This window comes from Paenibacillus sp. FSL K6-1217, assembly GCF_045040735.1.
GTDB lineage: Bacteria > Bacillota > Bacilli > Paenibacillales > Paenibacillaceae > Paenibacillus_AQ.
This window is the reverse complement of the sequence record NZ_CP150271.1, coordinates 3657601-3670579: the sequence shown is the minus strand read 5'-3', so window position 1 is coordinate 3670579 and position 12979 is coordinate 3657601. Positions and strand designations below refer to the sequence as shown.

Below are 12979 nucleotides of genomic sequence, written 5' to 3'. Positions count from 1 at the left end.
AATAGCACAATCAGGCCAAGGCTTAGCAGGTACTCCGTACCTTTTAAGCCTTTGCTTATGAAGACTGTTTTGCCGCCGTGCAGAACTTGAAGGAGAAGATCCGATGACGCAAAAAGAAATTTCTCCGCTCGTAGAAACGCTGGGGCTGCAGCCTCACGTTGAAGGCGGATGGTACAAGAGACTTTGGAATTCTCCCTTTGAAATTCCCCGGGACACGCTGGGCGAGGCTTATTCGGGGCCGCGGGCCTCAGCTTCATCGATTTATTTCCTGCTTCATGCTGACGAGACTTCGGATTGGCACACTGTGCTGTCCTCCGAAATCTGGCTGTATCATTCCGGCAGCCCGATTGTGCTCAGTCTGGGAGGCAGCGGCGCAGCGCCTGAGAATGTAACCGAAGTCATTCTGGGTCTGGATATCGCGGCGGGCCAGCAGCCGCAGGTTGTGATACCTCCGGGTGTATGGCAGGCAGCCCGTCCGCTCGGTGAAGAGCCGGCGCTGGTCTCCTGCATCGTGTCACCGGAGTTCCACTTTGACGATTTCAAGCTGATCGACAAGAAATAAGCGGATATGAAATGGAGTACAGCCGAGAATGGGCTGTACTCCATTTTTAATACATATGGGGCATACAATCGACACATATTGGCAACCTATGGGCTATCCGGTTCACTGATTTCGCAATTGGATGATTATGAGAGCGGTAATACGGTTAAGGAAGCTTGTTGAATTCAAATTAGGCTTGGAGGGTATCCATATGAGTGAAATGAACGCACCATTTACAGGCGGGCCTACCTTGAACGATGGCGTCACGATGCCATGGCTGGGCCTTGGCGTATGGCAGACCAAGGACGGCGAGGAAGTGATCCATGCAGTGAAATCTGCGGTGGAGACGGGGTATCGCAGTATTGATACGGCTGCCGGGTATAACAATGAAGAGGGTGTGGGACAGGCGATCCGTGAATGCGGAGTCCCCCGGGAAGAGCTGTTTATTACCACTAAGGTCCGCAATCCTGATCAAGGCTACGAATCAACACTGAGAGCTTTTGAAGTCAGCCGCAAGAAGCTGGGCCTGGAGCAGGTTGATCTATATCTGATCCACTGGCCGGTGGCGGGCAAATATACAGAAACCTGGAAAGCGCTGATCCATCTGCAAAAGGAGGGGCTGGTCAAATCCATCGGGGTGAGCAACTTCCAGCCGCATCACCTGCAGGATATCATCGAGGACAGCGGCGTGGTGCCGGTAGTGGACCAGGTGGAATTCCATCCGCTGCTGACCCAGCGTGAATTACTGAAATATGCACGGGAGCATGATATCCAGCTGGAAGCCTGGAGTCCGCTCATGCAGGGTAATCTGGATCTGCCGCTGCTGAAGGAATTGGCGGAGCGGTACGGCAAGACGGTAGCGCAGATTGTCCTCCGCTGGGATCTGCAGCAGGGTGTCATTACGATTCCGAAGTCGGTTCATACGGAGCGGATCATCGAGAATGCCGGATTCTTCGACTTCACACTGAGCGATGAGGATGTTAAGGCCATTGAGGACCTGAATCAGAACCACCGCTTCGGCCCGGACCCGGATAACTTCAATTTCTAAGCGTTTCAATGCCAGGCTACTGATTGATTATGCTAAAAGCAGCGGTTCTCTTTCATGAGGGCCGCTGTTTTTGTGCGGAGACAAGGATAGCTTTGTTCCGGAATGGATGTGATAATCCTCACAGAAATGACACATTTACTCCCCGGGGATAGCTACATTGAGCTATAGGCGCGGAGCTTCCTTTTCTTTACACTAAAAGCGTATTCAAAGCGGGTAGTCCGCAATGATAGCGGTTACTCGTATGTTATAGGCCCTATTTTGATTGGAAATAATAGAATAGAGAGCAATCCATCCATAGGGGGGAACGATGCTTATATACGAAAGATCTCATCGCTTAGGGAGCTTCAGAGCTTGGTTCGTGATCGCGGCAGTCTTGCTCTGCCTAGCCCTTGACTATGGAGGCACGGCTAATGCCAGGGCAAAGGCGGAAGCGGTTCCGCTGCAGCCGATGATTGATTCGGCCCGCAGCGGTGAGACCCTTACACTCGCTCCGGGAACGTACCTGGGTCCGGTTCACATTGACAAAAGGCTGACGATTAACGGAAGCAACAACGGGGCCACTCTGATGAACACCGCTGCGGACGGACAGATTGCCGTGCTGATTCAGGCAGATGGCGTACAACTGGAGAATCTGAATATTCAGCAGAATCTTGACGGGGAAGCTGCCGCAGTACAAGTCGAAGCCGATAGGGTCGTCTTGAAGGGGCTGGCCATCCATACGGCGGGCTTCGGAATTGTACTCCGGGAAGCAGACCGTGGAGTGATTACGGGGAATAAGATCCGCTGGTTCATTCCGCAGGGGACTGCACCCGGCACAAGAGGCAACGGCATCGACCTCTACAACGCTCACGGCACTGAGATTAGAGAGAATGAAATCTCTTATCTGCGCGATGGCATCTATCTGGAGAACAGCCCCAATACGGTTGTAGATCAGAACAAGCTCTCCTATTTGCGCTACGGCGTCCACTGCATGTACATTAATGGATCTTCGGTCACTAATAATGCCGGAGAATACAATATTACCGGCGCGATGATTATGGGCGTGACCGATGTGGTGGTGTCCGGCAACTCTTTTCGCAAGCAGAGCCGGAATGTTCATTCCCAAGGGATATTACTCTATGATGTGCAGACTTCGAGTATTGTGAACAATGTGGTTGAAGGTAACCGTGTAGGGATCTATATGCAGCAATCCTCAGACAATACCTTGCAGAATAACCTTGTGCTCAGGAACTATATCGGAATTCAGTTTGAAGATGCGGAAGGGAACCGGTTTCAGCGGAACGGGTTTGTAGCTAATGTTATCGAGGCCCAGGCGACGGGAAGCAGGGATAATGAGCTGAAGGAGAACTATTGGGACGCTTTTTCGGGACTCGATCTGACCGGGGATGGCGTCAGTGATCTTCCGTATGCGATCAATCCGTTCTATCAGCAATTGGTCTCCGGCAATGCGTCCTACCAGCTTTTTTTTCAGTCGCCGGGTATGAGCTTCCTGAGTGATATGTACACAAGCGGTAAAAGCCAGTGGTCAACAGACCCGTCACCGTTAATGGAATGGACGGCAGGCGCAGCCTCGGAGGGGCAAACAGGCGGCGGACAAGGAACGGTCATGGTTGCAGGCTGGCTGCTGCTGTTCTTATCCGTGATTTCAATCATCTATCTGGGGGTATTGCGATTATGAGACGATGGAGTACAGGTGTATTGTTGATGTTAGTGTTGATAATGCTGTCTGCCTGTGGAGCGAAGAAATATGAACCCGTAGCCATTAATGAAGAAGTTGATGTTTGTGTCATTTGCAATATGCAGGTCAAGGATGATGCTTTTGCTACACAATTGACCACCAAGGACGGCAAGACCTACAAGTTCGATGATATCGGCTGCATGAATGAGTGGAAGAACAAGAACGGAACCGAGAACATCGGAATGGATTTTGTCCGGGACTATAACAACAAGGAATGGATTGAATTCAGCAAGGCAAGCTATGTCTACGATGAGTCTTTGCGCACGCCGATGGCCTATGGAGTAATCAGCTTTAAGGATAAGACGGCAGCGGAAGCTTTTGTAAAAGAGCAGGGTGTAGGGACTGTACTGGCTGCCGGCGATTTAGCTTCCCATGAATGGAAACAAAATACGGACAGTATGAACATGGATATGCAGGATGGGGAAGGTCATATGGACGGACATATGTCTGAGGATCAGGAAGGCATGAATATGGATAAAGAGACAGGTAAGTAAGCATGGCAGACCTGCTGCAAATAGCCCGCAGAGAAATAAAGATGGGATTCCGCAATCCGTGGGCGTATTCCTTCCTGGGTCTATTCTGTACGTTCAGTTTAAGCCTGCTGCTGATTAATGCTCAGAATGTGGTTGAAGGCTACACAGCTGTCACAGGTTCCATGCTTAGCCTGATTCTCTACCTGCTGCCGCTCATGACACTGTTTCTGGGCTCATTCTCCTTGACCTCGGAAAAGGAGGAGGGCAGCTGGCAGCTGTTATCCACCTATCCTATCGGGACGATGTCCTTTGTGCTGGGCAAATATACGGGACTTGCTGTTGTCCTGCTCATCATCGTTGCTTTTGGATACGGGCTGATGGGACTGGTCAGCGGATTACTTGGCGTGGCCTTTGATTCTGCGACCTATTTTATGTTCCTGGCATTCTCGGCAGGACTGGTATTATTGTTTCTGACCCTGGCTTTGTTTATCGGATCATTGTCCCGCAACCGCTGGCAGGCCCTGACGATCTCTGTCGCCCTGTGGTTCTTTGCTGTGATCGGCTGGCCGAGCTTTCTGATCGCCGGTCTGGGCTTGGTGCCCTATCTCTGGGTCAAACCTTTGCTGGTGGTGTTCACCCTCCTTAACCCGGCCGAGCTTGTCCGTCTATTCGTGGTCATTAAGCTGGGCGGAGGTTCTGTGCTGGGACCAGAGTATTATCAATGGGTAGAATGGATTGGGAACTCGGGCGGCTCCCTGCTGTTTCTGGGGGTATGTCTCCTCTGGATACTGCTATCCATCCTGTCAGTCTATTGGATATGGGAAAGGGGGCGCTCGCGTGGATAATCCGCTGGTTCAGGTAGAGGGGGTCTCCAAGGTTATACGAAAGCAGGTGCTTGTTGAAGACATCAGCTTTCATATTCCGGGCGGCAGTATCCTTGCCCTATGCGGCGGGAACGGGGCAGGCAAAAGCACGGTTCTGCGGATGCTTGCCGGTATTCTCCAGCCGACAGCGGGTGATATTACCGTGAAGGGTCTGCGCTGGAGGGAATCACGCAAGGCGTTCTCCGCTCAAATAGGCTATATGCCGGATGATTATCAGTTCGCACAGGGCCTGTCCGCAGAAGAAACGCTGACCTTCTGGGCAGCGCTTCGTAAGGTTCCCAAACGGAAAGCCAGGGTAGAGGAAGTGCTTGCCCTGGTGGGTCTTGAGGACAAACGCAACGCGCTGGTAAATACGTTCTCCAAAGGCATGCGCCAGCGGGTCTTGTTCGCCCAAGCGCTGCTGGCCAAACCGCCGCTGCTGATTATGGACGAGCCGACCAACGGGCTTGACCCCTTCTGGATGAATCAATTTGTCAGGCTGCTTCAGGGGATCAGGGCAGAGGGACATACCGTTATCTTTTCGACACATCAGCTGGAAATAGCCGATCAGGCTGCCAATCAGATTGTGTTCCTAAGCCAGGGCAGAAATGTGGGTACAGGACCTACAGAGAACTTCCGTGAGGAATATGGTTCCTTGTATGCTGCATTTAACCATAGCCTGGGGTTGTCATGAGGCGGCGCAGAAGGGTGGCTTTGCTGCTGGTTGCCGTCATTGCCGCGGCAATCGTCTGGGTATTCATAGATCATTCCAATCAGGAGCGGGTTGAAGGAATTGCAGAAGGAGCTGCTGCGCCGGATTTTGAGGTGACGGCTCTGTCTGGTGAAAAGGTGAAGCTGGCAGATTACCGGGGGAAGAGAGTGCTGCTCAACTTCTGGGCGTCCTGGTGCAAGCCTTGTGTGCGGGAAATGCCGCTGCTGAATGAGCTGCATCAGTCCCCGGATTCCCGGATCGAGACCTTGTTTATCAATGTTGGAGAATCGAGGGGCACGGTATCTGAATATCTGAATGAACACCGGTTCTCGTTCCCTGTCGCGATTGATGTTACCGGTACAATCTCGGCAGCCTATGGAGTCCATGCGCTTCCCGCTACCTTCATTATTAATGAAGAGGGAGAGATATCCAAGATCAGACTGGGTGAAATCGACGATTTCTCCTTGCTGCAGCAGTGGCTGGCGGATGCGAAGCTTACACAATAATGAAGAAGATCTCACGGTTCTGAGGAAGTGTTCAGAACTGTGAGATCTTTATTAAAATAGAAGAATGTATATGTTTCACGCTATACATTATCCTTCTATTTCTCGCTGAAACGGTACCGTCCTTTAAAAGGACGGCGAAGCTGTTTCTACTTGTGGGGTTTGTCTCGCAGCTACCTCAGCCGATAGTGACGTTGTATGTCTTCAGCCACAGGTTGACCTGAGCCAGATAAGCGAATAATTGCGGGCCGGACATCAGCTGGCCGAACCATGGCAGATTGGTCGAGGACTCTGGCGATGCGGCGATTTCCCTGATTTTGGCCGGATCAATGAGCGGGAGAATCGGGGAGGCAGCATCGTCCAGAATGCTCAGTACCTGTGAGCGCACCTTGTTCAGATAAGCAGGGTTATGCGTTTTGGGGTATGGGCTTTTTTTGCGGTAGAGCACATCGTCCGGCAGTACGCCCTCCAGCGCCTTGCGCAGAATCCCCTTCTCCCGGTTGCCTACCATCTTAATTTCCCATGGGATGTTAAAAACATATTGCACCAGCCGGTGGTCGCAATAAGGAACGCGCACCTCCAGGCCTACGCCCATGCTCATCCGGTCCTTGCGGTCCAAGAGCGTCGGCATGAAGCGGGTTATGTTGAGATAGGACATCACCCGCATCTGCGCCTGTTTGCCGGTCTCGCCGTCAAGCTTCGGTACCTCAGCCACAGCATCGCTGTAACGGTCACCCAAATATTCCAGCGGACGTATCCATTCATTCATTTCCGGCGACAATAGACTCGCACGCATGTTGGGAGCTACCGACCAGGGGAACGTCCCGGAAGATAACATCTCCTCGCGGTGGAACCAGGGGTAGCCGCCGAAGATTTCGTCTGCTGCTTCGCCGGAGATGGCTACGGTTGCTTTCTTTTTAATCTCCTGGCAGAACAAATAGAGAGAGGAATCCACATCGGTCATCCCCGGCAAATCGCGGGAGTACAGGGCGTTATCCAGTGCGGTTACCAGTTCCGGTGTGTCAAAAGCGATAAAGTGATGGTTCGTGTCCAGCTCATCGATCATCCGCTGAATCCAGGGACCGTCTGCTCCGGGCTGGAAGGCATGGCTTTTGAAATGTTTGTCGTTGTCTACATAATCGACCGAGAAGGTATCGACCCGGCCCTGGCCGGTCCGCTTGTAATAATCTACGGCAAGCGCAGTCAAGGCGCTGGAGTCCAGTCCGCCGGAGAGCAGCGAGCAGACCGGAACATCGGAGACCAGCTGGCGCTCTAAGGTATCCTGGAGCAATTCGCGCACCCGCGCCGCTGTTTCATCCACGTTATCGGTATGCTGGACGCTCTCCAGCTTCCAGTAAGCATAGCTGCGAATTCCGCTGCGGCTGTAAATCATGGCATGACCGGGGCGAAGCTCGAATATATCTTTGTATACCCCTTGTCCCGGAGTCCGCGCCGGACCGATGATGAAAATCTCGGCCAGGCCCTCCGGTCCGACCTTCGGCTGGACGAGGGGATGCTGGAGCAGCGCCTTGGGTTCGGACCCGAAGACGAAGACGTCATCGACCTGGCTGTAGAACAATGGCTTCACGCCCAGGCGGTCACGGGCCAGAAACACCTGATCACGCAGGCTGTCCCAGACGGCAAAAGCGAAGATGCCATTCAGCTTCTCCGTGCAGTCCGGCCCCCATTCGATGTAGGCATGCAGCAGAACCTCAGTATCGCATGTTGTGAGAAAATGATGCCCGCGCTGCTTCAGCTCTTTTTTCAGCTCAGGGGCATTATATAGCTCGCCGTTATATACTATTGCGTACAACTTATCGTCATGGCGGGCAATCATCGGCTGTGCGCCGTTCTCGGGATCAATGACGCTGAGTCGGCGGTGTCCAAAGGCAATAGGTCCTGAAATCCAGGTTCCGGCTGCATCCGGTCCGCGGTTGGCTAACGTTTCGGTCATTCTGACGAGCAGTTGCGAGTGCCCTGTAAGATCACCGCGCCACTGGACAAATCCGGTTATTCCGCACATGTCTGGTTCATCCTCTCTTTTGTGCGATTGTTGTCTGTCCTTTCTTTTTTGCCAAGTAATACAGATATATGCCGATTGAAGGGATAAAATGTATGTCCTTATCCGAACACTAGGGGAGAGGGAAATTTGCCAGGAGGGATGATGACAAGTGTATTACATTAAAGACGCCAAAATCCGCAGAATGACTGACTACGACGGAGCACCATGCGCAGAGGTTGGCGTATTGCCTGGAGCTGTGGGCGATTCGGCGCTGCTGGTGTATATTGTTGAGGATCAGCGTGAGGAGGGCTATGAAATTGTCCGGATTCTGACGAATGATGCGGATACTGCAACCGACTGGTTCGACAACAATCTGCATGATGCCTTCGCGGATGTGACGGTCAGCGGCTTCACCGGCAGCACGGTGATGACCCCGGAGGATGAACGCTCCAAGTTCCAGCGCGAGCTGCTGATCTTCGGCGATCTGAAGGAGCAGCTGGGTGAGCATTTCCGGCAGCTTCCCTGATTGACCATAGAGCAGGAGGCTTTCCGTGTAAGGCGGTCACGGAAAGCTTCTTTACTGGAAGAGTTTGGTCTTGATAATTCTGTTGAATCAGGTATAATGAATAACGTTGCGTTAATACATATCTATTTAAAAGTTTTTGAAGTGGTACAACGTTACCTATATGTCCCGGTAGCTCAGTTGGATAGAGCATGCGCCTTCTAAGCGCACGGTCGGGGGTTCGAATCCCTTCCGGGACGTCAAAACAGCAGCCTTCCTTCGGGAAGGCTGTTTTGTCGTCTGGGGGGATGAGAACCCTTGGCGTCAGCCGGGGTCGTTGGAGCATACGCTTCGTTAGCATTACTTCGCAATCAGCCCGAATGGGCTGTATCCCTTCCGGGACGTCAACAAGAAACAGCCTTCCTTCGGGAAGGCTGTTTTGTCGTCCGGAGGATGAGAACCCGGCGCGAGAGCGAGGGGACGCCCAAGCATAAGCTTCGATAGGAATACTTCGCAATCAGCCCGAATGGGCTGTATCCCTTCCGGGACGATTTTGAATAGGATTAACGTGGGCGCTCGGGGGGACGCTCCGCGAACGGACCGTTGTTCCGATCGCTGTTGTCTCCAGATTTTATTTTATTTCCCTAATCGGTAAAAATCCGGAGACAAAGGCGACCGCTATCGCTTCTCCACAATCGTTCCGTTCTCTCCGCTGTTTAAGCGGGATGCGAAATACATAAACATTCCAAAAAGCTCAAAACCATTCATCCCCAAGTGATCTTAGTGCTCGATTTAGTATGGACCAACTGTCGCTGAATGTACTGAATGCGGCCAAATGAGCGAATGTAGTGCAGAAGTGCACCTGAATTCACCGGATGCGGACCAAATGGGCAAATGAGGTGCAAAAGTGCACCTGAATTCACCGGACGCGGGCGAAATGCGGAAATGAGGTGCAGAAGTGCACCTGAATTCACCGGATGCGAGCGAAATGCGGAAATGAGGTGCAGAAGTGCACCTGAATTCACCAGATGCGGGCGAAATGCGGAAATGAGGTGCAGAAGTGCACCTCCTTACACAGGATGCTCCCGGAAGTGAGCGGATGGAGAGGGAGGATTAGCGGTGCAAGCTGCATGGACCGCATAAGTTCCTGCTGATTCATCCTCTAGGGCAACTTTGTTCTCAAGACGATCAGGACTCGGCGAGTCTACATCCGCTCCGGCTTAGGCAGACCTAGTACATCTAGCGCCTCGCCCAGCGTACTGGTGAAGCTGCGGGTCAGCCAGAGGCGGAAGGCGATGCTAGCTTCCTCGCCCTTAAGGATCGGACAGGCTGAGTAGAAGTTGTTGAAGAGCGAAGCCAGGCTGTGGGCGTAGTTACAGATCGTATTCGGCGTAAGCTCCCGGCTGGCTGTGTAGAGTGTGTCCTGCCACAGGCTGAGCTGCCTTAGCAGGGCCAGCTCAGCCGCTGCGAGCTGAGCCGGGAAGGGCGGCAGTCCGCTCCCGCCACTCCCGCTCCCGCCAACGCCGCTCCCGCCAACGCCGCTCCCGCCAACGCTGCTTCCGCCAACGCTGCTCCCGCCAACGCCGCTCCCGCCAACGCTGCTCCCGCCATCCGCTGCAGCGGCCTTACTAAGCACGCGCTGCGCCCGGGCGTAGGCGTACATCAGGTAGACGCCGGTGTTGCCGGAGATCTCCATCGCCTGCGTGAAGTCGAACACGATCTCGGTGCCCAGATTGAAGCGCAGCAGGTAGTAACGGATGGCAGCGGTGGCGATCAGCCGGCTGGACAGGCCGTTTTTGTCCGAACGGGTGGATTCGATCGTCTCCTCCATGAGCCGGACCAGCTCGGTCACCTTGATCCCGATTCCCTGGCGGCCGGACATGGCGTAGGAATTCTTGCCGCTGGAGGTATCAATGCCCAGCCCGGCCGCAGAAGCGGGACTCAGCGAGACCACTCCGTAGCTAACATGATGCAGCGCGTCTGCCTGCGTTCCGAATCCGAGTGCCTGAAGCGCCTGCTTCACCATCGCCTGCGGATACTCCTGCCGGTAATCGATGACATTGACCACCTGGTCCGCCCGTCCAAAATGCAGAACCTGGCCGGTCAAGCCGGTTGTCCACAGCCCGCTCTGAAATTCGCTGTAGCTGAAGTCCTTCTCCAGCAGTCCGAACTTCCAGAGATGATAGGCGATGTCCTTGGCGGTATAGGTCAGAATTCCGTTCGAGCGCACCAGCACCTTATCCTTCTGATGCTCTTCTCCGGTATCCTGCGCGGGCTGATCTTCGGCGGATTGCTTCAGCAGCCAGCAGCCCGCGAGCTTGCCCTCTGTCTCCTGCACGAATACCTCCGTCTGCGACAGAAGCTCGAAGGCCGAGGACCAGAAGCCCTCCTTCAGAATGCTGCTTTCCCACACCAGCAAATCGTAGTCAATGCCGAACCCCCGCATCTCCTCCACATGCTCTTTCACGATCTGTCCGGCGACGAGGTTACCGATCCAGGCGGTGTTGCCATGGCCCTCCTCCAGCGCATGAAGAATCTCAGTCCGCTTCTGTACCATCTCCGGCTGCTGCGCGTACGTTTTGTTGATCTCGGCATAGATGTCCCAGCAGTAGTCCCCGAACCGGACATGCTCGCCCGCCAGCGGAACATTCAGCAGGCCGGCTACGGTATCTGCCAGCTGATTGCCAAGATCGTCCACATAGTTATGCACCTCAACGGTATGGCCGGTCGCCCGCAGTATTCTGACCAGCGCATCCCCGATACAGGAGTTTCTCAGGTGGCCGATATGTAAACTTTTATTCGGGTTGACGGAGGTATGCTCGACGATCACCTTCTGGCCCATCTTGCCCTGAGGCAGCGTGAAAGTGAAATCCTCTTTTGCCCGCGCCCAGGCCTGCCAATCCAGATACATATTAATAAACCCCGGTCCGGCCACCTCGGTTCTCAACACCAATCCGTGAACAGAGCCCGAAGCTTCTAGCTCGGCGGCGATCAGCCCGGCGATAGCCAGTGGAGCTTGGCGCAGGGGGCGGGCGAGCTGCATGGCGATATTGCTGGAATAATCCCCGTGGTCGGCACTCGCCGGCTGCTCCAGGGCAATCTGTACTTCAGCGATGGCGGGCACGCCCAGGGTGAGGGCGATTTTCTGAACAGACTGCTCCAGACTTTCTTGAATGAGCTCACTTAGCATTGGCATGAATAACAACCTCCTGAATAGGATAACGACAAAAAAAAGCCTTCATCTCCTAAGAGACGAGGCTTGTGCGCTCGCGGTACCACTCTCGTTGCTGAGCCTTACGGTTCAGCCACCTTACAGGTTAACGGTCCTCGGCCGGGGCTTCCTACTCTCAGGTTCAGAAGTCCATCTCACGGGTGCGCTTCATGGTTCTACTCTGTACCGGCTTCCACTTTCCCGGCTCGCTGGGGACTAGATATAAGACCATTACTCTCCCGGTCATCGATTCCATATGGGTTTGTACCAGTATAGCGAATTTCTGACAGAAAGCAAGAGCTCTACAGTAAAAAGTTACACGTCACTGGGCGCACCTGTCAGATTCTTGATGTCCGTTGACCCGTAAATCAGCAGCAGAATTACAATGATCAGCAGGAGTCCACCTGCGAACCCTTCTCCGTCAAAACTGTCCATAGCCCCGTACCCTCACTTTCACTTCCGTCTGTGTGCTCAGGAGTTCTCGGCTTTCTTTTTCAAAGCGGTCATGATCTCGTTCAGCGTCAGGCTGCTGTTATCATCAAGGAAGCTGACCAGCTTATCTACATTGTCATTGCTTAGATCACTTAACGTCTTATATTTGCCTACCAGACTGACGAACAACGATGCGTCCGTGTACATCTGGATAGAGTCAACTTTCAGCTTGCCGGTCAACAGAAGTGCGGCAACGGCAAATTCAAGCCCTTTTGGCGTTTGGGTTTTGGAGCTGGAGGGTGTTTTTTTGGCGGCGGGCTTCTTACCTTTTCCTGGAGGGGGCATGGGAGTCCCTTCTTCCGTTCGGCGTTCGTACGGGAAAGCGCAGCATGGGCGGTTTTTCCTTAATAAAAGATATGCGCAGCTTAAAAAAAGGGTGAATGGGTCCATCAAGTCCACACCACGGCCTCGAAGCCTGAATATAAATATTATGCGATTATTATTTAATCGTTGTGAAGCACCGGATAACTGTGGCACTCATATTTGATTCTGAAGGGAGGACAAGACAAGATGGCGATTCTATCGACAGGTCCTATTGAAAATAACGCTATTTCCGGAGTCAGACCCACGCAGACTGTAACTGTGAAAATATCGAAGCGAAATGCGGCGGGAGGCTCCTCCCTCAGCATTCAGGGATATGTGCTGGGAGCGACAAGGACGCTTTATGTAAGTGAGGTTATTCATATTGCTCCGAATGAAGTGGTGACCAAGAATTATTTTGCTGACCTGGATGCGTATGAGTTTGTTTTCTTAACGGCAGATGCTGCGGAAGAAGATGAGATCGGAATCTCAGTATGGGGCAAATCCTCCACCGGCCAGCTGGTGGCTGCGCACCGTGTAGTTACACATGAGAAATTAGGCTCTCAAGATCAAATACAACAATAGATTATTTGT

General features: G+C 53.1%; 12 protein-coding genes, 1 tRNA gene and 1 other annotated feature. Of the genes, 10 read left to right on the top strand and 3 right to left on the bottom strand.

Annotated elements, in window-relative coordinates:
* The first annotated feature begins 103 nt into the window (after window positions 1-103).
* The 7 genes from MHH28_RS16115 (at window position 104) to MHH28_RS16085 (ending at window position 5881) form a co-directional block, all read left to right on the top strand.
* The gene (locus MHH28_RS16115; RefSeq protein ID WP_405116629.1) at window positions 104-562 is read left to right on the top strand and encodes a cupin domain-containing protein; all 459 of its coding nucleotides are present in this window, start codon (window positions 104-106) and stop codon (window positions 560-562) included.
* 190 nt (window positions 563-752) lie between these two features.
* Complete coding sequence (locus MHH28_RS16110) at window positions 753-1589, top strand: aldo/keto reductase (RefSeq protein ID WP_405116627.1); 837 nt, start codon at window positions 753-755, stop codon at window positions 1587-1589.
* A 307-nt stretch (window positions 1590-1896) separates the two neighbouring features.
* Window positions 1897-3267, top strand: a complete 1371-nt coding sequence (locus MHH28_RS16105) for a nitrous oxide reductase family maturation protein NosD (RefSeq protein WP_405116625.1) — start codon at window positions 1897-1899, stop codon at window positions 3265-3267.
* Window positions 3268-3293: 26 nt separating this feature from the next.
* The gene (locus tag MHH28_RS16100) at window positions 3294-3821 is read left to right on the top strand and encodes a nitrous oxide reductase accessory protein NosL (RefSeq protein WP_405116623.1); all 528 of its coding nucleotides are present in this window, start codon (window positions 3294-3296) and stop codon (window positions 3819-3821) included.
* Between the two features lie 2 nt (window positions 3822-3823).
* The gene (locus MHH28_RS16095) at window positions 3824-4645 is read left to right on the top strand and encodes an ABC transporter permease (RefSeq protein WP_405116621.1); all 822 of its coding nucleotides are present in this window, start codon (window positions 3824-3826) and stop codon (window positions 4643-4645) included.
* Window positions 4638-5357, top strand: a complete 720-nt coding sequence (locus tag MHH28_RS16090; protein ID WP_405116619.1) for an ABC transporter ATP-binding protein — start codon at window positions 4638-4640, stop codon at window positions 5355-5357. Before MHH28_RS16095 ends, MHH28_RS16090 begins: the two co-directional genes overlap by 8 nt.
* A 14-nt stretch (window positions 5358-5371) precedes the next feature.
* Entirely contained in the window at window positions 5372-5881 is a 510-nt protein-coding gene (locus MHH28_RS16085; RefSeq protein WP_405116616.1) for a redoxin domain-containing protein, read from the top strand.
* Between the two features lie 175 nt (window positions 5882-6056).
* Here the strand turns inward: MHH28_RS16085 and asnB are convergent, their stop codons facing one another.
* On the bottom strand, window positions 6057-7901 hold the full coding sequence (gene asnB / locus MHH28_RS16080; RefSeq protein ID WP_405116614.1) for an asparagine synthase (glutamine-hydrolyzing): 1845 nt from the start codon (window positions 7899-7901) through the stop codon (window positions 6057-6059).
* A 148-nt stretch (window positions 7902-8049) separates the two neighbouring features.
* Between asnB and MHH28_RS16075 the strand changes: the two genes are divergently transcribed.
* Both MHH28_RS16075 and MHH28_RS16070 read left to right on the top strand, forming a co-directional pair.
* A complete protein-coding gene (locus MHH28_RS16075) occupies window positions 8050-8406 on the top strand; it encodes a hypothetical protein (RefSeq protein ID WP_405116612.1) in 357 nt (118 codons plus the stop codon).
* A 162-nt stretch (window positions 8407-8568) separates the two neighbouring features.
* Window positions 8569-8642 (top strand) — tRNA-Arg (locus MHH28_RS16070).
* Between the two features lie 944 nt (window positions 8643-9586).
* On the opposite strand, the gene MHH28_RS16065 is transcribed toward MHH28_RS16070, so the two are convergent.
* Window positions 9587-11572 carry an arginine--tRNA ligase gene (locus MHH28_RS16065; protein ID WP_405117136.1) on the bottom strand — a complete coding sequence of 662 codons (1986 nt, stop codon included), beginning with the start codon at window positions 11570-11572 and terminating at the stop codon, window positions 9587-9589.
* Between the two features lie 55 nt (window positions 11573-11627).
* Window positions 11628-11849: a binding site (T-box leader), on the bottom strand.
* 215 nt (window positions 11850-12064) lie between these two features.
* The gene (locus tag MHH28_RS16060; RefSeq protein ID WP_405116610.1) at window positions 12065-12370 is read right to left on the bottom strand and encodes a hypothetical protein; all 306 of its coding nucleotides are present in this window, start codon (window positions 12368-12370) and stop codon (window positions 12065-12067) included.
* 225 nt (window positions 12371-12595) lie between these two features.
* Here MHH28_RS16060 and MHH28_RS16055 point away from each other — a divergent pair, with 225 nt between their 5' ends.
* Window positions 12596-12970, top strand: coding sequence for a hypothetical protein (locus tag MHH28_RS16055; protein WP_405116608.1), 375 nt, complete (start codon window positions 12596-12598; stop codon window positions 12968-12970).
* The last annotated feature ends 9 nt before the right edge of the window (window positions 12971-12979 follow it).